This is a genomic window from Canibacter zhoujuaniae (assembly GCF_011752005.1).
GTDB lineage: Bacteria > Actinomycetota > Actinomycetes > Actinomycetales > Microbacteriaceae > Canibacter > Canibacter zhoujuaniae.
Genome location: NZ_JAAIJZ010000001.1, coordinates 36,697 through 61,555, shown reverse-complemented (window position 1 = coordinate 61,555; position 24,859 = coordinate 36,697). Strand labels below are relative to the sequence as shown.

Here is a 24,859-nt window from a genome sequence, read left to right as displayed (position 1 = left end):
CCCCTGTGTTTTGTTCGCTCCGCACTCTGCCCGCACGGCAACGATTGGTTACTTCAATTTTGCGGGTTGCAACAGACCCGCAACACCAAATTTCGCGGCAAAAATACAGTTTTTTGACATATAATCAAAAAATGAGTGATTTAAGGGTCTCAAAAAATGCAAAATTTACTGCTGTAGCAGAGTCCGGGCCTGGCACTCCAAATCGTCCCGGTATCGATAACTTAATTCTCGGGAAGCGTCTAAAACATTTTCGGAAAGCCGCAGGTCTCACGCTTGAACAGCTCGGCGCGAGCGTTGGCTTAAGTGCCAGCCAGCTCTCACTCTATGAAAACGGCAAACGCGAACCGAAGCTGACGATACTGCAAACCCTTGCACGCGAACTCGGCACCGATATTCAGAAACTGTTTGCCACAGAAGCCCCAAACCGCAGATCCGCGCTAGAAATTGCGCTCGAACAAATGCAGCGCACAACAATCTATAAAAATCTTGGTCTGCCGCAGATCCGCTCACCCAAATCCGTCCCCACAGATACGCTCGAAGCAATCGTGGGTTTGGGTAAAGAGGTTCACCGCCAAGCACAGCAGCGCGCCGCCACCGCAGAGGGCGCAAAACAGGCGAACACCCTGCTGCGCGATAAAATGCGCTCACGCAATAATTATCTGCCCGAAATTGAAGAGATTGCCGAAGATTTAATGGCGAGCATTGGGCACACAACCGGCGCTCTAACCCACCGCGCAGTTGATGTGCTGGCAAATAAGCTTGGTTTCTCCCTGGTGTTTGTGCATGATCTGCCAAGCAACACCCGCTCGATAACCGACCTTGAAAATGGGCGGATCTACCTACCGCCGGCATCAATTCCGGGCGGGCACGGGCTGCGCGCACTCGCGCTACAGGCAATGGCGCACCACGTGCTCGGGCACGAAACGCCCTGGGATTATGCACAGTTTCTGCAGCAGCGTCTTGAAATCAACTATTTTGCTTCCGCCTGCCTGATGCCAGAGAAGCGCACCGCCGACTTTTTGCAGGCTGCAAAACGCGAGCGCAACCTCGCAATTGAGGATCTGCGTGACGCATTTGGTGTCACCCATGAGGCTGCAGCGCATCGCTTCACCAACCTCGCGACCGAGCATTTAGATTTACGCGTCCATTTTTATCGTGCGACTGCCGCCGGAGTGTTGGTGCGCGGCTACCAGAATGACGGTCTTGAATTTCCAACAGACGGCTACGGGAACGAAGAAGGGCAGCTAATCTGCAAATACTGGGGTGGTCGCACTGCGTTCAAGCGAAAGAATCGCACTAACGAGTTTTACCAGTACACCGACACCCCTGAGGGCACTTTCTGGTCGAGCGCACAGACTGGTGAGAGTGAAACCGACGGCGGTTTTTCGATTACGTGCGGTGTCAGCTTTGATGACGCCAAGTGGTTTCGCGGCCGTGATACGCAGAAACGCACAGTCTCGCTGTGCCCTGCTGAGGAGTGTTGCAAACGGCCTGATGAGCTAATGGCTGAGCGGTGGGAGGGGAAAAGCTGGGCGAGCGCCCGAATGCACCAGCACATACTCTCACCACTGCCATCAGGCACTTTTCCGGGCGTTGACGAGGCCGAGATGTACGAGTTCTTAACCCGTCACGACGCAGAATTTCAAGGATAGATCGTAAAAAGTCTCGCGCACCCGAACTGACTTAACTTAGTGTTTGTGTCTAGTCGGGCGCGCGAGACTAAAGATTTAAAAATTTAGGCCGTTAGTCACCTTTTGGGCGTGCCGCAAATTCTTCAAACACAGCGCGCGGCTCTTGATTTGCTTCAATTCCTACTGCGTCACGACGCCAGAAGAAATGACCCACCCAGCCGCCGAATACGCGCACCTTGCGCTCGAAGGATGGGATCGCCATACCGTGGTAGAAACGGTGCGCCAGCCAAGCAACGTAGCCCTTCAGCTGCACTTTACGCGACTGGAATACACCGGTGTTCAAGCCGAGACCGGCAACAGCGCCAAGGTTGTCGTGCTTGTACTCCACAAGCCCCTCACCGCGCAGCGCGGAAACAATGTTGCGCGCAAGCAGCTTGCCCTGACGCACAGCGTGCTGTGCGTTTGGAACACAGAACCCGCCAGGCCCAGGAGTGTTCGAGATATCTGGTGTTTGCGAGGTGTCACCGGCTGTCCAGGCACCCTCAACGACAGCACCCTCCTCGGTAGTCACCTGCAGTGTTGGGCTGCCGATAACGTGACCGCGTGGCCCAATAGGCAAGTCGGTGTCGCGCAAGAACGGACGCGGCATAACACCAGCTGTCCAAATGATCAGGTCTGATTCGTATGCCTCGCCGGTTGACAGCTGAATCTTACCGTCGGTGGCGTCCTTAAGCTGGGTGTCAAGGTGAATTTCCACACCGCGACGAGTCTGGTCTGCAACCACCCAGTCAGCCAGTTCTGCGCTCACCTCTGGCATGATGCGCCCCATCGCTTCGATGAGGTGAAACTTAGTTTCATCAAAAGTGATCTCTGGGTAACGCTGCAGCATTGAGGTTGCGAAGCTGCGCAACTCTGAAATAGTTTCAATACCGGCAAAACCACCGCCAACAACGGTCACAGTGAGCAAACGCTGACGCTCGGGTGAACCAGCAGGCAGTGACGCAGCACGCTCAAAGTTGCCAACCAAACGGTCGCGCACAGCTGCCGCCTCTTCAATCGTCTTCATGCCAATTGCGTTGTCGGCGATACCAGGAATCGGGAAGGTGCGAGACACTGAGCCGGTGGTGATCACAATGTGATCGTAGACAAACTCGGTAGTACTGCCGTCAGTGAGCTGAATGGTCGCACTCTTTGCGCTGTGACTGATACCGGTTACCTTGCCGTGCAATTCTTTCGTGTGCTTGAGATGGCGACGGCGTGACACCACGGCGTGGCGTGGCTCGATTGATCCCGCGGCTACCTCTGGGAGGAACGGCAGATACTGCATGTACGGCAGCGGATCAACAATGGTCACCTCTGCTTCGCCCTCACGCAGGTGCTTCTCAAGCTTCCATGCGGTGTAGAAACCGGCGTAACCGCCACCGACGATCAGAATTTTCTTCGTCACAGACGTATGCTCCTTGGAACTTATGCTCGGCAATTTTATGCTTTGCGCGTGTAATTTGGGATTTCCACCCAATTAACAACTATATCTATCTAATTTTGCAGTCACCAATTAGTGTGCTGCGGGATCAAAATCGCTCGCTGCCAGCGCGATATCTCCGATCGGGTTAACTCCGGGGCCAGCCGCCAGCGCGTGCGCAATAAGAGCGTGCAGACACTTCACACGGGTTGGCATTCCTCCGGCGCTCACTCCTGAAATCTCAGCAACTTCACCGACACTGTCGCGATCGGCAATAAAGGATGTGTGCGCACTCTCATACTGCGCGCGCAACTCAGCATCGTCAGCCAAGCGCTCATTCAGCTCAACCATGAATCCGCTAGCCTCCAAGCGCGATGCGGCAGCTACCGCCGCAGGGTGGCAGAGATAGTAAAACGTTGGAAACGGTGTGCCGTCTTCTAGCCGCGGCGCCGTCGCAACAACGGTTGGCTCCCCGCTTGCGGTGCGGGCAGCGATACCGACAACTCCACGAGCTTGGCGGCCAAGCTGCTCTGTCACGGTGGCGATATCGACGGCGGTTGGTTTTGTATACGGTGGACGAGGCATCAATTCTCTATTCGGTCGGAGCGGCAGGATCAGTATCGGGATCCACTTCCGGATCTGTTGCATCAGTGGCGGGATCAGGCGGAGCATTTTCAGCATCAATCTGTTTTGCGGTTCCCGCGATAACGGCTGATGCAAGCAGATTTGTCACCCAGCTCTGCGGCGCTTGGGTTAACTGCTCTTCAGTTTTGTGATGTTTGGTGGGCGTCAGGTCAATATCCATAATGACACTCAGTTGTGTCTCACCCGGCAGCACATAAGAGAGTCGGTTGCGCGCCTCAGCACGCACATAGCTTGGGTCGTTCCAGGCCTCAAAGGCCTTTTGTTCGCGAGCCTGCTCTTCTTTCAGCTTGGTGAGTTGCTGTTGCAGCTGCGCAATTTCCTGCCGCTGGTTCACGTAAACACTAACCTGCGGCCCAATCACGAGCACACCACTCACGATGATCACAAAAAGCAAAATTGTCATGCCGCCAAAACGCAAACTCGCTGCCCAGTCGCGCACATAGCCACCCCAGCGGGAAATACGGTTTTCGGCCATAGGGGATCGCTACCTTTGTTTTGCTTTTGGGATTAAGGATACTTACGTTCTAGTTTTAGTGTGCGCTGTATTCAAAATTAAGTGGGGCAAACTGCGTCAGTCTGCCCCACCATTTTAGAACCGTCCTCTAAAAATTAACCTACGAAGCGCGGAAAAGCCTCCGTGCCAGCGTACTCAGCTGACTCACCAAGCTCCTCTTCGATGCGCAGTAACTGGTTGTATTTCGCAACGCGGTCACTGCGGGCGGGTGCACCGGTTTTGATCTGACCGGTTTCAAACGCAACCGCCAGGTCTGCGATGGTGGTGTCTTCGGTTTCACCTGAACGGTGCGACATGATGGTGGTGTACTGGTTGCGCTGCGCCAGTTTAATCGCATCTGCGGTCTCGGTTAGAGTGCCGATCTGATTCACCTTCACCAGCAGTGAGTTTGCCGCACCTGATGCAATACCGTCACCCAGACGCTGCGGGTTGGTGACAAAGAGGTCATCACCCACAAGCTGCACCTTATGACCGAGTTCTTCGGTGAGAGCAGCCCAGCCGTCCCAGTCGTTCTCGTCGAGCGGATCCTCGATCGAAACAAGCGGGTACTTCTCTACCAGATCTTTGAAGTACTCAATCATTTCGGCCGCACTGCGCGCCTTCCCCTCAAAGGTGTAGGTGCCGTTCTCGTGGAATTCGCTTGACGCAACGTCGAGGGCTAGCGCAATATCGGTGCCTGGCTGGTAACCGGCGCGCGTAATAGCTTCAAGAATTAGGTCGAGCGCAGCAGCGTTGTTTGGCAGGTCTGGCGCGAAACCACCCTCATCACCAAGCCCGGTGTTGAGACCCTTCTCTTGCAGAACCTTCTTCAGAGAGTGGTAAACCTCAACACCCCAACGCAGCGCCTCTGAGAAGGTCTCAGCGCCGAGCGGAGCAATCATAAACTCTTGAATATCAACACCGGTATCAGCGTGCGCACCACCGTTGATGATGTTCATAAGCGGCACCGGCAGAGTGCAAGCGGTTGGCCCACCAATGTAGCGGAATAACGGCAGATCGGCCGATTCAGCGGCCGCAGCGGCAACAGCAAGACTGACGCCAAGAATTGCGTTAGCGCCAATTTTTTCTTTGTTGTCACTGCCGTCTGCTTCAATCAGGGTTTGGTCGATCAAACGCTGGTCGTCGGCTGGCAGACCTTCAATGGCTGGGCCGAGGACTGAAAAAACACCCTCCACAGCCTTCTGCACGCCCTTGCCAAGGTAGCGATCCTTGTCACCATCACGCAACTCATATGCCTCAAACTCACCTGTTGAAGCACCCGACGGCACCGCAGCGCGGCCGACTGAATCATCTGAGAGCACGACCTCAACCTCAACGGTTGGGTTTCCGCGTGAGTCAAGAATCTCACGGGCAAATACTGCATCTACATAAGCCACTGAATTTTACTCCTTCATGGTGGATAGCCGACCAATCCCGGTCTAACTATAAGTGTAACGAAGCGGTTGCTTTAACTTTCCGCAAAAACTTTAAAATCAAGATCGTGCATCGACGTGTGCTCCGGGCGCACGTTTGCAAACTCTGTGAAACCGTCAAGCTCGAAACGATCCAACAGCGGACGCACATTCTTGGTGCGTGTAGCGATCTGCACCCGGGCACCGCTAGCGATAAGCTCAGCCTTGATCCGCAAAAGCACTGCCGGATCCACCGCCTTATCAGCGATCAGCGCAACAGCACGTTGATCCGCAGCTGGTGGCAGATCAATCAGATCGATAATGCGCTCAAAGCCGATGGAGAATCCAACAGCGGGCACCGACTGGCTGAGGAAGCGGCCAATCATACCGTCGTAGCGCCCGCCACCGCCGACCGAACTGCCAGAGCCTGGATGCGCGATCTCGAAAATTGTGCCCGTGTAGTATCCCATGCCCCGCACCAGCGTCGGATCGAAAGCTAGTCGTACGCCCGCGGGGAGCCCCGGCGCTACCATCTCACCGAGGGAGATGAGCGCGCTGGTTACCTCCGGCGCTAAATCGTTAGGGAGCACTGCTGCAATACCAGACTCGGTGAGCGCAATATCCCCCGCACAAGCGGCTTCACTATAAGAGTTCAGTATGTGTTCCAGTTTTACCGCAGGTGTCACAAACTCAGCGCCAAAACCGCGCAACTCATCAATAACTCCCTGCACCCCGATTTTGTCTAGCTTGTCAATCGTTATCAGAACTCGATCCGAGTCTGCAGCGTTGAACCCGCAGTAGTCAAGGAGCGCAGCTAGCAACCTGCGATCGTTGATACGGATGACGCACCCAGCGAGCCCAAGCCGGGCTAGTGCGGCGCTTGTAGCAGTGATTAGCTCTGCTTCAGCGAGCAGGCCAGGCTCACCGATGATATCAATATCGGCCTGCACAAACTGCCGGTAGCGACCCTTCTGCGGGCGTTCGGCTCGCCAGACCGGCCCGATGTGCACCGCCCGGAAGGTTGCCGGCAAATCTGCTCGGTTGCTTGCGTAGTAGCGGGCCAGCGGCACTGTTAAATCAAATCGTAAACCGAGATCACAGAGCACATCACCTGCGCCTGTTGCGACAGCATTCTCAAGCTGTTCCTGACGCAGCCCGCGCTTCAGAATGGAGAATGACAGTTTCTCATTATCACCCCCGAGACCTGCGTGCAGCCGAGCATAGTCTTCAATTACCGGAGCTTCAATCTCATCAAAACCGTGCGCCGCATACACCTCACGGATGATTGCGAGCGCGCGCTCGCGTTTTAGTTTCTGAGCCGGAAGAAAATCGCGCATCCCACGCGGTGGATTCACCTGTTGAGCCATACTAACTATCTTGCCACGCGCTCGGTTAGTTCTCGCAAAGTCTGTCGCAGCGCCGCATCGGGGTCTACACCGTCTGCGTTTGCTTCCTGCACCAAACGCAAAAGCTCTTTCCCGAAGTCGCGTTCGTTTATTGCTTGCTCTTTCCCGGTGGTATTGCTCGCCTGTTTTTTGTCTGTCGTATCGGCTTCTGCTGCAGTGAGAAATGCTGTCAGCGACCTGCGCACTGCAGCATCTTGATGGTGCGCGATCCGATTCATCATTTTTGCTGCTTTGGCCAGAGTCGGCATCGCGCTGGGGATCCCGTCAAACACGCCCCGCACCGCGCGGTGAGCGGTGGCATCACGTTTCAGATTTTCCCACTCTGTCTTAAGCTCCTCACTCGACATATAACCGCGATCGCTGAACACATGCGGATGTCTAGCGATGAGCTTTGCGGCGAGCGCCTCACCAACTGAATCTAGGTTGTAGCCCTCCCCTGCCTGGGCTGCAATCTCGGTGTGAAAGAGCACCTGATAAAGGACATCACCAAGTTCTTCTGCAACAATCTCAGCGGATTCACCTGCTTCAATCGCCTCAACAACTTCCGCAGTCTCTTCGATCAGATATTTAAGCAGCGATGTGTGGGTCTGCTCAGCGTGCCACGGACAGCCACCCGGGGAGACCATCTGACGCACAACGGCACGGGCGCGCTCAATCCCTATGACCCCGGTTGCAGAGTTTGCGCTCACGCTGCGAGAATCTCTCTCACAGCGCGTCTTGCAGCCTCTGCGCTTTCAGCATTGCAAGCGGCTGCGGCCGCCTGCTGGCACTGTTCCATAGTGTAACCGGCAATCGCTGCGCCAACCACCGGCACGGCATTAGCTGTCATTGAGAGGCTGTTTACCCCAAGCCCGACAAGCACCCCTGCGAGCAGCGGATCGCTCGCGGATTCCCCGCAAACTCCGATCGAAACAGCTGTGTCAGCGCAGTTTTCGCCAAGCGCGCGCAGCTGTCGCAAAAGAGCGGGTTGCCACGGAGAATTAAGATGGGCGAGGTCGGTGGCCATTCGGTCTGCGGCCATAGTGTATTGCGCGAGGTCGTTAGTGCCAACGCTGACAAAATCCACAACTTCAGCGATCTGGTCAGCCAAGCCAACGGCTGCTGGGGTTTCAACCATAATGCCGACGTGTTTTAAGCCTGCGTGGCGCGCCTCTTCGACAAAGCTGTGCGTCTCTTCAAGCGTTGCAATCATTGGCGCCATCACCCACACATCAGTTTCTGGCACTTGAGTTGCTGCCTGCGCAATCGCGGCAAGCTGTGTGGTCAACACATCTGGATAGTTCCAGCTTGTGCGGTAGCCGCGCACACCAAGCGCAGGGTTTTCTTCAGCTGCGGGAGTTACAAACGGAAGCGGTTTATCGCTGCCGGCATCGAGTGTGCGCACAACGACTTTTCGGCCTTTAAAACCCTGCAACACTTCTGCATACGCCGCCACCTGTTCAGTCAGGCTCGGCGCTGTTTCTCTGCCTAGGAAGCAGAATTCTGTGCGGAACAAACCAACACCCTCAGCGCCACGTTCGACCGCTGCGGCAACATCCTTGCTGCTCCCAACGTTCGCGAGTATCTGTACGGTCTCGCCAGATGCCAAACGACCCGGCCCTGCAAAAGGCGGAAGGTCGCTCAAAAGCTGTGGTGCGGTGCGCGCATCCAGTTTGTCGCTATCGTTTGGCTGTCTGATTACCTCAGCCGTCTCCCCGTCTATAACAATCTCTTCCCCGTCTTCCAATTCGGCAAATGCTGCCGCATCAATCACCGCCGGGATGCCAAGTGCACGCGCCAAAATAGCTGTATGCGAGGTCGGGCCACCTGATCCGAGCACAATACCAAGACAGGTCTTAGGGTTGAGCGTTGCGGTGTCAGCCGGCGCTAGATCATGTGCCACCAGGATGAATGGTTGCTTCAGGTTCGGGATGCCGGGCAGCTGCTGCCCGGTCAGTTTCGCCACAATGCGCGCACGCACATCTCTCACGTCGCTGGCACGCTCAGCGAGCTCGCCTCCGCCGGCCGTAAACTGCCGGGCGATATCGCGCAAAACATCCCACACAGCGTTTGCTGCGGGCCTGCCCTGATCGATAATTTTTGCGCCGGCTTCGCTGATGATCACAGGATCCGCCGCAAGTTTAGCGGTTGCAGCTAAAACCTCCTGAGCGGTGCCCGTCGCCGTCGCGGCTAACTCCTCTAACTCCGCCGTCACCTGTGTCACAGCTTCAATAACTCGTTGCTTCTCGGCTGCACGCTCATTTTCAGCGATAGTGCCGTGTGCTATTGGTTCGCTCACCGGCGCAGCCATGCGCGCCACAGGCCCGAGCACTCGTCCAGAGCTCACGCCCAAAGGCCTAGTTGGCGCGCTGTGGTTTCGAGCGTCAACAGGTTGCGGATCGGCACCCGCGGCCGCAGCAGCCGGTTGCTCCACGAGATTTTCAACTAGCTCGCCAAAGCCGTCCGCGATCATGTTTTCGAGATGGTCGAGCGCCGCAGTTGCGTCTGCTCCGTTTGCGCTGAGTGTGACAGTGTCACCACCGCGGGTGCCGAGACCAGCCACCATCAGTGGGCTACGGGCGCTCACCGCGTCGCGTCCTGCTTTTTGGATAGTGACGCTCGCGTTAAACTGCGCAAGCTCTTCAGCGATGCGGCCAGCAGGTCTCGCGTGCAGCCCCGCAGCGTTAACAATCGTAGCTGTGCGCCGCACTTCATCAGTCGCTGCGGTATCAACGCTCACAGTCGGCTGCTCAGCGGTATCGCCAAGCTGCTGTTGTTTCGGGATCAGGGCGGCGCGTGCTTCCTCTGCCACTTCATCGATACTTCCACCGGTAGCAGCGCGCACTACACCAGCCAGCAGACCTTCGACAAACGGCGCCGAGATAATTCGCACATCCAGGTCAGGATCGGGCAGAAACTCAAGCGCCATCTCGGCTGACAGGATCGCTGATCCGAGATCAACGAGCACAAGCACTCCGTCGCCGCTGTCCACCGCAGCAATCGCTTCGGCGACAGCAACCGCATCGGTACCAAATTCGCCCTCTGGCGTCCCAGCGGCAAGCGCAAGCGGGGGCTGCTCTCCCGAAATCATCTGCAGGGCGAGATCTCGAGCTGCCTCTGCAAGCGGCAAACTGTGTGAAACGGCGACGATACCAACGGCCATACTGATCCTGTCCTTTGAATCTCTACCACCGAGTTCGCAGACTGATCAAGGATTTAAAAACTCGACCAGTCTGCGAAAACAGTAGGTTTCAGGGTGAATCCGAGTTGTTTACCTTAGGCGACGCTGTCTGCCAGCGCACGGAAGAGGTATGCGGTTGAGGCTGAACCGGGATCAATATGCCCGATACTGCGATCTCCCAGATAGCTTGCTCGCCCCTTTTTCGCAACTAGCGGCCCGGTTGCATCACGCGCAGTCTCAGCTTTATCAGCTGCCGCCGCGAGCGCGTCGCTAAGCGCAGCGCCGTCTGCCAGTTGTTTATCTAGCTCGTCGAGAGCGGGAAGCAAGACATCAACCATGGTTTTATCCTGCAGCTCGGCTTTGCCGCGGGCTACAACACCCTCAGCTCCTGCACGCAGCGCTGCTGCAAGGGCGCCCGCATCAAGTTCGGTAACCTCTCCGGCTGAAACGCCAAAGCGTAGGAAGAAAGTGCCAAACAGTGGGCCGCTTGCACCACCGACGGTGCTTACAAGGGTCATGCCGAAGGCTTTGCCAAGCGCTGCAACAGTATCTGGGTTGTCAGCGGCAAGCTTATCTGCGGCAGCTGTCGTGCCGCGAGCCATGTTGGAGCCGTGGTCGGCGTCACCTATCTCTGCGTCTAGATTGGTTAAATACTCTTTATTTTCACCAACTGTGTCACGAAATGTGTTGAGCCAGTTTGTGAGCTGTGCAATTGAAACCGTCTCAGTCATTACTTGCCCCACCTTAATGCTGGTGTCTTTACGGGTGCGTCCCACAGCTTCAGAATCTCATCGTTTGCTTTCAGGATCGTGAGCGAGCACCCGGCCATATCCAGTGCTGTTATGTAGTTACCTACAAGGTTGCGCGCTACTTTAACACCGCGTTCTGCAAGCAGCTTCGCTACCTCACCGTACATGAGGTACAGCTCAATCTGTGGCGTAGCGCCGAGACCGTTCACCATCACGATGGTCTCCGATCCTTGGAAATCGAGATCTTCAAGGATGGAATCCACCATCTCCTTGGCAATGTCAGCTGCCGGCGCTAATGCAACGCGGCGACGACCGGGTTCACCGTGAATGCCAACTCCCATCTCCATTTGGTCTTCTGGCAGTTCAAAAGTTGGGTGGCCGACGTGCGGCACTGTGCAGCTTGTCAAAGCCACGCCCATCGAACGGCCGTTAGCTATAACCTCTTCGGCGAGTTTCTTCACGCTCTTAAGGTCTTGCCCGGCTTCGGCGGCAGCGCCGACAATTTTTTCGAGAAGCACGGTGAGGCCAACGCCACGGCGACCGGCTGTAAAGCTTGAGTCTTCAACAGCAACATCGTCGTTCACGATGACGCTGGCAACTTCAACACCGGTTTCAGCGTTTGCCAGCTCTGCTGCCATTTCAAAGTTCATGACGTCGCCAGTGTAATTTTTAATGATCTGCAGCACACCAGCTCCGCCGTCAACGCCTTTAATCGCGGCGGCAACTTGATCTGGGGTTGGTGAGGTGAACATCTGGCCGGCAACAGCGGCGTCCAGCATCCCCTCACCGACATAGCCGCCGTGCAGTGGTTCGTGACCTGAGCCACCACCAGAAATCACGCCAACCTTGCCCTGCTTTGGCCCCGCAGCGCGGTATACAATCTGATGTTCAAAATCCACTCGCACACTATCGTGCGCCGCGGCAACACCCGCGAGAGATTCGGCAACAACCTGCTCCGGATCGTTTATGAGTTTCTTCATGCGGCTCTCCAATCGGTAAGTTCTCGCTTTTCGCAAAAACGAAAGCGCTCTTCCATTTTCCCGCTAAGTTGCTGAAAAACTGTTGCACACGGCGATTGCGCAAAGCTATTCTGTCTGGGTTTTTGGGGGTGCGAAAATATTTTCAAAAACTCTCGCAATCCAGGCAACCAGGTCTCCGTCTAAGGCTTCATCGGGCGACAGTTGCGGTGCATCCCACTGCGAGACGTAGCCCTTCTGCAGACCGCGCGGGAGCGGCACAGTCATCCGGCCGCGACTGTCATCATATTCAGCCCCAGGATAGAGGCGCACAAGGCGCAGCTGGCGTGACTCTGGCAGGGTGACCGCCTCGATCCGCAGCACACCGTCTAACACAAGCACTTTGGTAGCCCCCAGGGCTGCAGCGGTTTTACGTATACGCGTCACCTTAACCAGTTCAGCAACCTGCTCTGGCACAGCACCGTAGCGGTCTGTCAACTCTTCGAGCACGAGATCAATTGCGCCCTCGGCAGCGTTCGGGTGCGCCGCCGCCGCAAGCTTCTGATAGGCCTCAAGACGCAACCGCTCCGAGTCAATAAACTCATCGGGAATGCGCGCATCCACCGGAATTTCAATCACCAGCTCAACGTTTTCTTTAATATCTTCACCCTTAAAGGTGTCAACCGCCTCGCCAATCATACGCAGGTAGAGGTCGAATCCAACACCCGCAATATGCCCCGACTGCTCTCCGCCAAGCAGGTTGCCAGCACCACGCAGTTCGAGGTCTTTCAGCGCCACCTGCATACCTGCACCAAGCTCGTTGTGCTGAGCGATAGTGTCCAGACGCTCATAGGCAGCCTCGGTCAGCGGTTTCGCCGGATCGTAAAGGAAGTAGGCGTACGCTCTTTCCCGGCTGCGCCCCACGCGACCGCGCAGCTGATGCAACTGGCTGAGACCGTATTTTTCTGCACCGTCAATAATGATCGTGTTCGCGTTTGCGATATCCAGTCCGGTTTCAACAATGGTTGTCGTCACCAGCACGTCATACTGGCGCTCATAAAAGTCAACAACCACCTGCTCTAGCTCGTTTTGTGCCATCCGGCCGTGCGCGACAGCAACACGTGCTTCCGGCACCAAATCCTGTATTTTCTTCGCAATGCGATGGATCGAACTGACCCGATTGTGCACGAAGAAAATTTGCCCCTCACGCAGCATTTCACGACGGATCGCCGCCGCCACCTGGGCTTCATTAAACTGCCCGACGAACGTTAAAATCGGGTGTCTATCTTCAGGCGCTGTCGCCAGGGTCGACATTTCCCGAATTCCGGTCACCGCCATCTCCAGCGTGCGAGGAATCGGGGTTGCACTCATTGCGAGCACATCGACATTCGCCTTCAACGCTTTTAAGGCGTCTTTGTGCTCAACGCCAAAACGCTGCTCCTCATCGATAACTACAAGACCAAGATCCTTGTATTTAACGTTTTCACTCAGCAAGCGATGGGTGCCGATAACCACGTCGATACTGCCTGCGGCTAGGTCGCTAAGAATCTGTTTGGCTTCTTTATCTGTCTGAAAACGGCTGAGTGCTTTTAACCGCACCGGAAAACCGGCAAAACGGTTCTGGAAAGTTTCAAAGTGCTGTTTTACAAGCAGCGTTGTTGGCACGAGAATAACAACCTGTTTATTATCCTGCACGGCCTTAAATGCTGCACGCACAGCAATTTCGGTTTTCCCAAAACCGACATCACCAGACACTAAACGGTCCATCGGTCTTGAGCTTTCCATATCCCGTTTCACCGCTTCAATAGCGGCCATTTGATCCTGCGTTTCAACGTACGGGAATGCTTCTTCCAGCTCGTTCTGCCACGGTGTATCGGGAGAGAACGCGTGCCCTTTGGCCTGCGATCGTGCGGCATAAAGCTTCGCAAGCTGGATCGCTATATCGCGCACCGCCTTGCGTGCTTTTTTCTTCGCACTCGCCCAGTCACTGCCGCCCATTTTTGAAAGCTTCGGTGCTTCTGCGCCAACATAACGCGATAGCTGCCCAAGCTGATCTGTTGGAACAAAAAGATTATCGGCTGGCAAGCCCCGTTTACTCGGCGCATACTCGAGCACCAAATACTCGCGCTTCTGCGGTTTCTCACCCGGTTGGTCGGCGGGAATTTCACGCTGTGTCAACTCTATGAAGCGGCCAATACCGTGCCGCTCATGCACAACATAGTCACCCGCTTTCAACTGCAGCGGATCAACCACGTTTTTTCCGCGGCGACGCAGTGGTTTGTTTCCGCGCATCTGCTGCTGACTGAGCTGTCTGCCAAAAAGTTCAGTTTCGGTGGCTAATAGTAAGCCGCTGCCAGCGCTGGCGAAACCGGATACTGCTTCTCCGATCGCCACATACACAATTTTTTCTTGCGGATCGTCGGGCAGCGCAGGTGTTTTCTCAACCGGCAGTCCGAACTCAAGCAGAATTTCTGTGGCGCGGTCGGCAGCGCCGGTGGAACCTGCCACAACAACCGCATATTTATTGTCCTGCAGCCAGGTTTTGATGAGTCCCGCGGTGTGTTCTGCCGGATCGCTTCCTACGCTTGTTTCAAGCGGTGTTGCTTCTACACTCTGGGCGGAGTCTGCAAAGGTTGCCATGGTGTGCCAGACGGTGTGCACCCCCTGCGCACGTACCTGGGTAAGCGTGAACATACCGGAATGATCGCCATCGGGCATGACAGGAACTGTGTTAGACCCCTCCCCTGCCGCAGCAGACCAAGCAGCGGCAAGAAACTCAGCGTTCGTTTCAGCGAGACTGTCAGCTCGCGCCACCACCTTTTCTGGGGAGACAACAGTGACCCAACTGTTTTCTGGCAGCAGTTCAGTTAGTGCGTACTGCCGCTCAACCAGATACGGCAGCAAACTCTCCATGCCTTCTGCGTTGATTCCCGCGGCAATCTTTTCTAACAGTTCTGACTGTTGTGGCATGGTGGCGCGCAGAGCACCCGCACGAGAGCGCACGTCAGGAGTCAGCAACAGTTCACGCGCTGGCCAGATATCTAGATGTTTGATTGAGGCTGCGCTGCGCTGGTCTGTCACTGCAAACTGGCGCAGATCGTCCACCTCATCATCGAAAAAATCAATGCGCACCGCTGATTCTGCCGCCGGCACGAAAACGTCAACAATACCGCCGCGCACAGCAAACTCGCCACGTTTTGTCACCATATCAACACGGTCGTAGCCGAGTTGCACAAGAGTTTCAGCAAAGCCGTTAGGCCCGCCCACACTAACCCCGTTAACGAGTCGCAAAGCTTCTGCGTCTGCCGCGGCCGGTGAGATTGCCTGCAAAATAGCGCGCACAGACGCGACCACTACGAGAGGGGTTTTTCCGTTGTGCTTACGCAGTTTGTTTAGCGCAACCATGCGTTTGCCAACCGTCTCGCGCGACGGGCTCAACCGCTCGTGCGGCAGTGTTTCCCAAGCCGGCAGTTCAACAGTTTCAGCCTCTGGCAAGAGAGCTGTTAACGACAGTCTCAGCTGCTCTGCTTCACGACTGGTCGCCGCCACTAATAGGAGCGGACCAAGTTTGCCCTGTTGGATCCTGCGTTTATAAATTGCCGCAAGCAGCGGTGCTCTCAGCCCGTCTAACAGCGCAAAATTAGTGTCTTCTGTGGCGGCTGCTAGCGCAGCCTTGAAGGTGGTGTCGTGCTGCAGAATATTTGTAATGCTGGCAATGCTCATCTCAAGCTTCTCCTGACCCTAGACACGACCGTGAAATTTTTGCTGTGCTGCGGTCAGGCCGTTGTTTATGATCTCAAGTGCGGCATCCGCAGCGTCAGCGATGAGCGCTCCGAGGTTTGCCCGCTCTGTTTTTGTAAACGGCGAGAGCACAAAATTAGCGACATCCATCTGCCCGGGTGGGCGGCCAATGCCGATCCGCACACGGTTAAAGTCTGGAGTGTTTAAAGCTTTTGCGATGTCCCGCAGGCCGTTGTGACCGCCGTGCCCACCGCCGTTTTTAAGTCTCACCGTGTCAAAGGGAATATCTAATTCGTCGTGCAGCACGATAATGCGTGCGGGTGCGATATTGAAGTACTTTGCAGCGGCAGCCACCGGCCCGCCGCTGGTGTTCATATAGCTGTGCGGTTTCGCAAGCACAAGTTTTGCGCCGCCCGGCCTCTCCCAACCCTCCGCGATCTGATTGTTTGTGCGATGTGAGGCAAAACGAGCTCCGATACGGTGAGCCAGTTCTTGCACCGCCATTTCGCCGATGTTGTGGCGCGTTTCCTCATAGCGGGCACCGGGGTTTCCGAGCCCAGCTATCAACCATGTATCGCTCACGGGATCACTGCTTTCTTATTTACTGCCGGATCTTGACCTTTGTATGCAACAAGACCAAAGACCCGCAGGCATTTACTCAGAAATACCTGCGGGTCTCGTTTAAAGAATGCTTTACTCAGCGCTTTCCTCTGAGTCTTCTGCAGATTCTTCAGCAGACTCTTCATCAGAAGCTTCTTCAGTCTCATTAAGCTCATCAATGGTTGATTCAGTCTCAACCACAGGGATAGCTACCTGCACGATAAGCGCTTCAGCATCGCCAACAAGCTCAACGCCCTTAGGCAGTTCAACGTCGCCAGCGAGAATCTGAGTGCCTTCTTCAGCACCTTCAACGCTAACACTGAAGGCCTCTGGAATATCGGTTGCTGGTGCGCTCACCAGGATTGTGTTGGTCTCCTGCAGCGCGGTGGTGCCTGCGAATGGCTCGCCCTCAACGTGCACAGGAACTTCAACCTCAACGGTTTCGCCCTTAGAGACAACAACAAAATCAACGTGCTCGATGATCTGACGCACTGGATCCTTCTGCACATCCTTCACAAGTGCGAGCTGTTTGCCACCCTCGAATGAGAGCTCCACGAGCGCATTCTTGTGACGCACGATTAGGCTCAGCGGGTGGGTCTCTACAGTCAGGTGCAGTGGGTCGATCCCGTGGCCGTAAACAACAACCGGGGTCTGACCGGCTGCGCGTAGCTTACGCGCTACACCCTTACCAAAGCTCTCGCGCACAACTGCGTCGAGCTTGCTTGCATTGCTCATAATTTACTCCTTACTAACGGGCGGCACCGAGGATGGTGTTTGCCCAAACTGTGTTTGTGCTCTCGTCGAGACACACGGAAACCAGAAAGTCTGGGCGCCCGCGTCGATAACGGAGTGCTGATTTTTGCTGCGCTGCGACAGATCCGCTACGCGCACCAGCCTCCCTCGCCGAAGTACCGTATAAGCATACCGTATTAACAGATACAGCGCACCCGCAGCACGCTACATAGAGCCACTCTGCTTAAGCTGCGCCCTCAAACATTGAGGTTACTGAGCCGTCTTCGAACACCTCACGAATGGCTGCGGCCAGCAGCGGTGCTATTGACAGCACGGTGAGGTTGTCGAAATGTTTTTCTGCTGGAACAGGCAGAGTATCGGTCACAACCACCTCGTTAATATGCGGCGCGTTTAACACCTCAGGTGCCTTGCCAGAGAAAATCGGGTGGGTTGCGGCAATAGTTACGCCGCGCGCGCCGTTCTTTACAAGCGCCTCGGCTGCCTTTGCGATTGTGCCACCGGTGTCAATCATGTCGTCAACCATAAGGCACCAGCGATCCTTCACGTCACCCACAATTTCATGCACGCTGACCTGGTTTGCTACCTTCGGGTCGCGACGCTTGTGAATAATTGCCAGCGGCGCACCAAGCTGATCGCTCCACACGTCAGCCACGCGCACACGACCCATGTCTGGTGACACAATGGTGAGGTCGTCGCGATCCTTAAACTGGGCACGGAAGTGCTCGAGCAGCACCGGCATCGCAAACAGATGATCCACCGGACCGTCAAAGAAGCCTTGAATCTGCGCGGCGTGCAGATCGACCGACATAATCCGATCGGCGCCTGCCGCCTTAAAGAGATCTGCAATCAGACGGGCTGAAATTGGCTCACGGCCGCGACCTTTTTTGTCCTGCCGCGAGTATGGATAGAACGGCACAACAACGGTAATGCGTTTAGCTGAGGCGCGCTTTAGAGCATCGACCATAATCAGCTGTTCCATCACATTCTCGTTGATGGGGTCGATGTGCGACTGCAACACAAACGCGTCGGTGCCGCGCACGCTTTCATTAAAACGTGCGTAAATCTCGCCGCTCGCAAAAGTGCGAATCTCGGTTTCTAGCACCTCTGCGCCCAGTTCAGCTGCAACGTTGTGTGCAAGCTCAGGGTAGGCGCGACCCGTAACTAGAACAAGCTTCTTCTGCCCGGCCTTTTCAATTCCGCTCATAATAGTTAACGCTCTCCATCTTTGGGAATATTTGCTGCTGCTGCGGCTTTTGCTGAAGTAGTATCTGGGCGGTTAGCTGCCACCCACCCCTCAAAATTACGCTGCGCGGCAACACTCATTGCGAGCGCGCCCGGCGCAACCTCCTTACGCACAACGGCTCCTGCCGCTGTGTAAGCTCCTGCTCCAATTGTGACCGGCGCAACAAGCACACTCTTCGATCCAACGCGGGCGCTCTCCCCGATATTGGTGCGGTGTTTGTTTACGCCGTCATAGTTGGCGATGATAGTGCCAGCGCCGATATTAGCTTCTGCTCCGATGCTGGCGTCTCCCACATAACTTAGGTGAGGCACTTTCGCCCCGTCACCAATCTGTGTGTTTTTTGATTCCACAAAGGCGCCGATCTTACCTGCGACGCCGAGGGTGGTGCCCGGGCGGATGTATGAGAATGGCCCGACTGTCGCATTCGCAGCGATTGTTGCGCCGTGCACCTCTGAGCGCAGCACGAGCGCATCCGCGCCAACAAATGTGTCTGCGAGAGTTGTTGCCGGCCCCACAACCGCACCGGATTCAATAACTGTGTTACCGCGCAGTATCGAACCGGGCTCAATAACAGCGTCGGCTGCAATTTGCACAGTAACGTCTACGTAACTTGCGGCCGGGTCTGTGAAGGTCACACCATTTCTTTGATGCTGCTCGATAGTGCGGCGGTTGAGCTCTGTGCCAGCTGCCGCAAGCTGCACGCGATCGTTGACGCCCGCAATAACCCAGCTGTCGTCGGTTGCGTGCGCGAGCACCCTACCGCCGCTTGCAAGAATCTTCGCGGCCGCGTCGGTCAGGTATTTTTCTCCCTGCGCGTTGTTGGTGTCGATAGTTTGCAGCGCAGCAGCTAACGCGGCGGTGTCGAAAACATAAATTCCGCCGTTAATTTCGGTTATCTGGCGCTCTAAGACGCTTGCGTCTTTTTCTTCCACGATGCCAATAACGTCGCCGCTCTCATCGCGAATAATGCGCCCCAGGCCTTTCGGATCGGCGAATATAGCAGACAAAATAGACATCTGCGCGCCCGCTTCGCTGTGCCCAGCGAGCAGGTTCTCAAGTGTGGCAACGTCAATTAACGGCACATCTCCGGAGAGCACGACCACATCGCCCTGAAAGTGTTCAGGGAGCGCACCAAGAGCGCTCTCAACAGCACGTCCGGTGCCCGGTATCTCATCCTGCTCAACAATTAGAACGTCTGGCGCGAATGCGCTAATGGTTGCAGCAACCCGTTCTTTTTCGTGTCGCACAACCGCCACAATATATTCTGGGTTTAGGCCCTCGGCGGTTGTGAGCACGTGCTCGATCAAAGCGCGACCGCCGATCGGGTGCAGCACTTTCGGCAATGAAGATTTCATTCGCGTACCCTGACCCGCGGCCAAAATCACAACCGCTACTGCCCGGCCATCACGCATCTAAGTACCTGCCTCAAGCGAATAGGTTATATCAGCTGTTGCTGATCGCTCCGCCTCCAGGATTCGAACCTGGACCTAACAGCTCCAAAGGCTGCTGTGCTGCCGTTACACTAAGGCGGAACAGTGGCAACCGCGGTGCGGCTGTCACCGCGTTCTATTCTGCCAGAAACATTTCGTAGCGTGAAATTTCTGGCAAACTTTATTCTTATGACAAAAGCAGACGAGGTCACCCGCATCCTCCAGGAATGGAGTCAGTCGCGACCCGACCTTGATTTCTCCCCCCTAGCAGTGTTTTCGCGCCTGCACCGCGTGGCCAAACAGCTCAATCGCGCACGCGGGGCAGCGTTCGAGGATGCTGGTCTCGAACTCTGGGAGTTTGATGTGTTAGCCGTGCTGCGGCGCGCCGGCGCTCCGCACCGCGTCAGCACCAAGGTTTTAGTGAGCGAGACTATGGTCACCAGCGGCACCATGACAAACCGTATCGATCGCATGGTGCGGCGGGGCCTGGTTGTGCGCACCCAAAACCCGGACGATGGCCGTGGCGTGCTCGTTGAGATGACCGCTACCGGACGTGATTTGGTTGACCGTGCGGTAGAAAACCTCACCGCCGCCGAAGCGGCACTGCTGAGCGGAATGACCCGTGCAGAGCGCGACCGTCTCGCAACCCTCCTAACGAAGCTGTCAGTTGTCGTCAGTGCTAACGAGTAGCAGCTCTGCTGCGTATGCACCGTTAGCTCCCTGCGCTTCAACAACACCAACAAGGGCGCCGAAAGCTGGATTCAGGCCATAATCTGGTTTTTCCACCAGCACCTGCACTTCCCAGTCTCCCTGCTCTGAAGCTTTAGCAGTAGCCGCAGCAGCTGCCAGCTGCACACGAATCTCAGCCTCTGCAATGTTGGTTTTACCGCGGGCGATAACCTCCCAGGCTGCGTCAGCATCACGCACTTCAAAGGAGGCAGCGTAAACCTCTCGCAAAGCAAACTCGACGCCCTCACAGTTTTGCAGGCTATCACCCGGTAATTTAGGTGCCGTAGCGGGAGTTGGGCGTATGCTGTATCCGTCTAGTAGCGTCGCATACTGCAACAGCGCGATGTCGTCGTAGGCACGGCCAGCCAAAGTAACTCCGACGGGCACTCCTGTGTCTGACATTGCCCCCATCGACACGGTTACCGATGGGATGCCAAAGTGACGCAGCGCGTAATTGCCATTGGAGAAGAGCACACCGTTAAGCCAGGTGTGATCATTCGCCGCCTGCTCCCGCTCAGAGTCTTCGGCACCGATATCTGCGTTTGCAGGGAACACGATTCCGTCATAGCCGTTAGCGGCGAGCCAGCTTTCAAACAGTTCTTCACGAAGCCTCACAAGCGCGCGTAAACCGTCAGCAAAATCTGCTCGTTCGCGCGGATCCGCAAGCCCCTCCTGCGCATACTTTACAACCGCACGATACCGATTTTCGTAGTCTTCAACCTCCTCATAGCGGTCGGGCAGAGTGCCCGGCCAGAGCGGGAAAATCGTGTCTGGGTCGACCGCAGTAAGGTCTGGAATGTTTGGATCACCGTTCGCCAGCAGGAAGTCATTCCAACCGAATGCCAGGAAGTGATTAAATTCGGTGTCCATCCAGCCGTCTGGGAGCACACCGAGGCGCGCAACATTCTCACCTGCGGGTTTGTCTCCCTCATACTGCTCAATGAGCGGGAAGTCGGTTTCAACCACGGTTGCCCCGCATTCTTCGAGGCGTTTAACGGTTTCGGCCCAGAGCTCTAGCACACTCTCGCGCACCGGCATTGGGAAGTTCGGATCTTTACCGAGGTACATGCGCGGCGCAGCGAAGGTTTTACCCTGCAGTGCCTCACTGTCAAACAGGAGAGCGTAATCTGCCGGACGGTGTGCGCTCGGTTTCGGTATGTCGATAACGTTTTGGTGCCGCCAAAAATCGCCGCGTGTCTCACTGTCATCAGCGACCAGTGTGTTCAAAATACGCAGCATGTCTGCCATAGAACGGGTGTGCGGCACGACCACGTCGCGTGCTGGAAACAGCGGCCAGTTGCCACGGATAGACAGCACGCCCCAGCTCGGAGTGTAGGCGCATAAACCGTTGTTTGAGGCTGGGCTGCGACCTGAGGAAACGGTTTCTTCTCCCATCCCGAACACCGCAAAATTTGCTGCTGTGGCAACAGCTGATCCGTTTGAAGAGCCGGAAGCGTAAGCAGCTGCGAGATAGTTGCGATTGTATGGATTCTCTGCCCGCCCGTAAACACCGCGCTGCATACCCCCGTCTGCCATCGGCGGCATGTTTGTCTTACCAATCAACACGGCGCCTGCGGCTTTCAGCTGTGCAACAGTGAAGGCATCCCACTGCGCAACCAGCCCCTGAAACGCCGGTGAACCACTGGCAACTGTCAAGCCCTCTGCCATATATGAGTCTTTAATCGTGTAGGGCACACCTTCTAGGGGGCGAGCGGTGCCGTTCGCCCAGCGTTCGTGCGACTCACGCGCAGCGGCGAACATCTCCGGGTTGAATACGATAATCGAATTGAGGGCTGCTCCGCCGTGATCAAACTCTGCGATTCGGCGCATATACGCTGCAAGCACCTGCACCGGGCTGAGCAGCCCGTGTGCATAGTTCAGCAGCAGCTCGTCGATAGAGATTTCGTAGAGATTAATTTCAGCACTCACAATTTAACTCACAATTTCTTTTAATAGACGGACAGCTGGTTTAATCGCTTCAAAAGTTTCAATACGGTTGTGGATGACGCTTGTGCGGCGCTGCCCGAGCGACTGCTTTGCGGGCAGCATGCGCACCCCCTCAAGGGCACCGAAAGAGGCTTCGGTGCTTAAGGCAAAGGCGAGACCTGCTCTCACAAGGCCGTGAATCATCGTAATATCATCAGTGCGCACAAGAGCGGTAGGGCTGTAACCCTGCGTTGAGCAGACGTGCCGCAGCACACGATCACTCGCTTCAGTGTCAGAGCGACTCATGATCCACGGCACATCCCGGATCTCGGCGAAGTCAATCTCAGTTGCTTCGGCGAGCGGGTGACACTCACCAACAGCAACCATAAACGGCTCATTAATCAGCTCATCGATAAAGAATCGACTGCGATTTATCGGCAGCGGGTCTGCGTCAAACTCGTAAATGAGTCCAAGATTAATTGTGCCGTCCTCCAGCATTGCGAGCACTTCGCTGGGTTCGCCCTCAATTATCTCGATCTGCAGCTCGCGCAGTTTTTCTAATTCAACAATCAGCTTGGGAATCAGCTGTGCGCCGAGAGAGGGATACAACCCGATCGTCATAGTCGCACGCCCGTTTTCGGTGAGCTTGCGGATCTGCTGCGTTGCGCTGTTGAGACGGGCGAGAATACTGATTGCCTCACGCAGCATAATCTCACCGGCGGCAGTTACTGTAGTGCCCCGGGGAGTGCGGTTGACCAGCTCAGTGCCCAGCTCGGCCTCCAACGCTTCAATGTGATGCATTATCGTTGGCAGACCATAGCCGAGATCGTGAGCGGCGCCGCTCAGGCTTTTAGCTTCAGAGACAGCAATAAGCACACGAAGCTGCTGCAGGGTCAACATGCTCTAAGAATAGCAAGCCTCAAGCCATATACACAGTATATAAATACTTACAAAATACTGATATTGCGTATATTGATAAAGCTGTGCTATTCATAGTCTGTGAAACGAATTCTCTCCGCCGCGCAAACAACCGCACCCCACGCAGACGCGATCCGCCGCCTCGCCAGCCACCCCTGGCAGCGGCTGCACGTTCCTGGGCACTCCGGCAAAGCAGAAAACGCTCCCGGTGTCGCCTCCCTCGTTGGCGAGCACGCTCTGCAACTTGACTTCCCGATGCTCTTTAGCGGCATCGATCAGAACACTTGGATTCTCAACAACCCAGGCCGCAAAACCCCACTCCTAGAAGCGCAAGAACTTGCCGCTGAGCTCTGGGGCGCAAGCCGCGTGTGGTTTATTACGAACGGCGCTTCCGGCGGCAACCATATCGCCACAAACGTTGTGCGCGGTCTCGGCCGTGAGTTTATTGTGCAGCGCAGTGTGCACTCAAGCGTGATTGATGGCATAACTCACGTCGGGCTCACACCGCACTTCGTGTACGGCTCCGTTGATACCGGGCTCGGCGCTTCACACGGCGTGACACCCGAACAGATCGAAACCGCGCTGCAAACACACCCCCAGGCAGCGGCGGTTTACCTCGTCAGCCCCTCATACTTTGGCGCGATCGCAGATATTGCGGCAATCGCCGATATCGCCCACAGCCACAACGTACCTTTAATAGTTGATGAGGCTTGGGGCTCACACCTTGGTCTGCACCCTGAGCTACCGCTGAACGCTGTGCAGCTGGGGGCCGACCTTGTTATCTCCTCAACCCACAAGAGTGTCGGTTCACTCACCCAGACAGGCATGATCCAGCTCGGACACGGCCCGCACGCGCAGGCGCTCGAATCACTCGTTGATCGTGTTGTGCGATCCTACCAATCAACGAGCACTAGCGCGCTACTGCTTGCTTCACTGGATGAGGCCCGTCGCAACATCGCTGTGAACGGCGAAAAACAAATAGGCGCAGCACTCGCCGGAGCAGCGCGGATCCGCAAATATATAAAGGAGGATTGGCGCTTCCGTGACGCCACCCCTGATGTACAGGGCATGCCAGATGCTTTCGCGTACGATCCGCTTAAAATCGCCATTGACACCCGCGGCGCAGGTATCACCGGAACTCAACTGCAGTATGAGCTGATCCGCGACCACGCTATCTACTGTGAGCTAGCCACGCCGGCGGCACTCCTGCTGCTTATCGGTGCTGCGTCTCCGCCAGATGTCGACCGCTTTATTAAAGCGCTTGAGTCCCTCCCACCGAGCGATGAAGAACCAGAACGCCTACTTGCGATGCCCGACAAACTCGAGAGCGTTATGCCACTTGATGAGGCATTTTTCGCTCCCAATGAGCTCGTGAGTTGGGAAGAAGCAGCCGGTCGCATCTCAGCAGACTCGCTGGCCGCCTACCCTCCGGGTGTGCCAAACGTGCTCCCGGGTGAACGTTTGACTCCGGAAGCGATCATGTATCTGCGAGGCACTGCGGCCGCCGAAAGCGGTTACGTGCGCGGCGCAAGCGACCCCGCACTCGACACCTTCCGGGTGGTGGCACACGATCAAGAAATCCTCGGCTAGACAGCTATTAAATAA

Annotated in this window: 19 protein-coding genes and 1 tRNA gene; 3 read left to right on the top strand and 17 right to left on the bottom strand. The window is 55.9% G+C overall.

All coding sequences use genetic code 11. The annotated features are described in order from the left end of the window. Positions 1–131: 131 nt before the first annotated feature. Positions 132–1,652 carry a helix-turn-helix transcriptional regulator gene (locus HCR00_RS00275; protein WP_166985387.1) on the top strand — a complete coding sequence of 507 codons (1,521 nt, stop codon included), beginning with the start codon at positions 132–134 and terminating at the stop codon, positions 1,650–1,652. Positions 1,653–1,743: 91 nt separating this feature from the next. Here the strand turns inward: HCR00_RS00275 and HCR00_RS00270 are convergent, their stop codons facing one another. The 15 genes from HCR00_RS00270 to HCR00_RS00200 form a co-directional block, all read right to left on the bottom strand. Beyond that, on the bottom strand, positions 1,744–3,078 hold the full coding sequence (locus HCR00_RS00270; protein WP_167141792.1) for an NAD(P)/FAD-dependent oxidoreductase: 1,335 nt from the start codon (positions 3,076–3,078) through the stop codon (positions 1,744–1,746). 108 nt (positions 3,079–3,186) lie between these two features. After that, on the bottom strand, positions 3,187–3,678 hold the full coding sequence (locus HCR00_RS00265; protein WP_167141790.1) for a DUF501 domain-containing protein: 492 nt from the start codon (positions 3,676–3,678) through the stop codon (positions 3,187–3,189). 7 nt (positions 3,679–3,685) lie between these two features. Continuing rightward, positions 3,686–4,213: an FtsB family cell division protein gene (locus HCR00_RS00260; RefSeq protein ID WP_166985396.1), complete on the bottom strand. Its 528-nt coding sequence runs from the start codon at positions 4,211–4,213 to the stop codon at positions 3,686–3,688. A gap of 134 nt (positions 4,214–4,347) precedes the next feature. Continuing rightward, positions 4,348–5,628, bottom strand: a complete 1,281-nt coding sequence (eno, locus tag HCR00_RS00255; protein ID WP_167141787.1) for a phosphopyruvate hydratase — start codon at positions 5,626–5,628, stop codon at positions 4,348–4,350. A 71-nt stretch (positions 5,629–5,699) separates the two neighbouring features. Then, entirely contained in the window at positions 5,700–7,010 is a 1,311-nt protein-coding gene (locus HCR00_RS00250) for a histidine--tRNA ligase (RefSeq protein ID WP_167141785.1), read from the bottom strand. 5 nt (positions 7,011–7,015) lie between these two features. Next, entirely contained in the window at positions 7,016–7,738 is a 723-nt protein-coding gene (locus tag HCR00_RS00245; RefSeq protein WP_243854471.1) for a MazG nucleotide pyrophosphohydrolase domain-containing protein, read from the bottom strand. Beyond that, entirely contained in the window at positions 7,735–10,191 is a 2,457-nt protein-coding gene (ptsP, locus tag HCR00_RS00240; RefSeq protein ID WP_167141783.1) for a phosphoenolpyruvate--protein phosphotransferase, read from the bottom strand. Before ptsP ends, HCR00_RS00245 begins: the two co-directional genes overlap by 4 nt. A gap of 113 nt (positions 10,192–10,304) precedes the next feature. Then, positions 10,305–10,940, bottom strand: a complete 636-nt coding sequence (gene dhaL / locus HCR00_RS00235; protein ID WP_167141780.1) for a dihydroxyacetone kinase subunit DhaL — start codon at positions 10,938–10,940, stop codon at positions 10,305–10,307. Then, positions 10,940–11,938, bottom strand: a complete 999-nt coding sequence (dhaK, locus tag HCR00_RS00230) for a dihydroxyacetone kinase subunit DhaK (RefSeq protein ID WP_167141777.1) — start codon at positions 11,936–11,938, stop codon at positions 10,940–10,942. Before dhaK ends, dhaL begins: the two co-directional genes overlap by 1 nt. A 105-nt stretch (positions 11,939–12,043) precedes the next feature. Further along, complete coding sequence (gene mfd / locus HCR00_RS00225) at positions 12,044–15,637, bottom strand: transcription-repair coupling factor (protein WP_167141774.1); 3,594 nt, start codon at positions 15,635–15,637, stop codon at positions 12,044–12,046. A gap of 18 nt (positions 15,638–15,655) precedes the next feature. Next, entirely contained in the window at positions 15,656–16,237 is a 582-nt protein-coding gene (pth, locus tag HCR00_RS00220) for an aminoacyl-tRNA hydrolase (protein ID WP_167141771.1), read from the bottom strand. Between the two features lie 111 nt (positions 16,238–16,348). Beyond that, positions 16,349–16,990: a 50S ribosomal protein L25/general stress protein Ctc gene (locus tag HCR00_RS00215; RefSeq protein WP_166985425.1), complete on the bottom strand. Its 642-nt coding sequence runs from the start codon at positions 16,988–16,990 to the stop codon at positions 16,349–16,351. A gap of 241 nt (positions 16,991–17,231) precedes the next feature. Next, positions 17,232–18,212 carry a ribose-phosphate diphosphokinase gene (locus HCR00_RS00210; RefSeq protein ID WP_167141767.1) on the bottom strand — a complete coding sequence of 327 codons (981 nt, stop codon included), beginning with the start codon at positions 18,210–18,212 and terminating at the stop codon, positions 17,232–17,234. 5 nt (positions 18,213–18,217) lie between these two features. Beyond that, positions 18,218–19,663, bottom strand: coding sequence for a bifunctional UDP-N-acetylglucosamine diphosphorylase/glucosamine-1-phosphate N-acetyltransferase GlmU (gene glmU, locus HCR00_RS00205; RefSeq protein ID WP_167141765.1), 1,446 nt, complete (start codon positions 19,661–19,663; stop codon positions 18,218–18,220). A gap of 48 nt (positions 19,664–19,711) precedes the next feature. After that, a tRNA-Gln gene (locus tag HCR00_RS00200) sits at positions 19,712–19,783 on the bottom strand. Positions 19,784–19,870: 87 nt separating this feature from the next. On the opposite strand from HCR00_RS00200, the gene HCR00_RS00195 reads away from it, so the two are divergent. Next, a complete protein-coding gene (locus tag HCR00_RS00195; RefSeq protein ID WP_167141763.1) occupies positions 19,871–20,371 on the top strand; it encodes a MarR family winged helix-turn-helix transcriptional regulator in 501 nt (166 codons plus the stop codon). On the opposite strand, the gene HCR00_RS00190 is transcribed toward HCR00_RS00195, so the two are convergent. After that, positions 20,345–22,339: an amidase gene (locus HCR00_RS00190; RefSeq protein ID WP_243854469.1), complete on the bottom strand. Its 1,995-nt coding sequence runs from the start codon at positions 22,337–22,339 to the stop codon at positions 20,345–20,347. The two genes, HCR00_RS00195 and HCR00_RS00190, sit on opposite strands and share 27 nt — an antisense overlap. Before the next feature lie 3 nt (positions 22,340–22,342). Then, positions 22,343–23,236, bottom strand: a complete 894-nt coding sequence (locus HCR00_RS00185; RefSeq protein WP_166985434.1) for a LysR family transcriptional regulator — start codon at positions 23,234–23,236, stop codon at positions 22,343–22,345. A gap of 99 nt (positions 23,237–23,335) precedes the next feature. Between HCR00_RS00185 and HCR00_RS00180 the strand changes: the two genes are divergently transcribed. Beyond that, on the top strand, positions 23,336–24,844 hold the full coding sequence (locus tag HCR00_RS00180) for an aminotransferase class I/II-fold pyridoxal phosphate-dependent enzyme (RefSeq protein ID WP_166985437.1): 1,509 nt from the start codon (positions 23,336–23,338) through the stop codon (positions 24,842–24,844). Positions 24,845–24,859 lie beyond the last annotated feature (15 nt).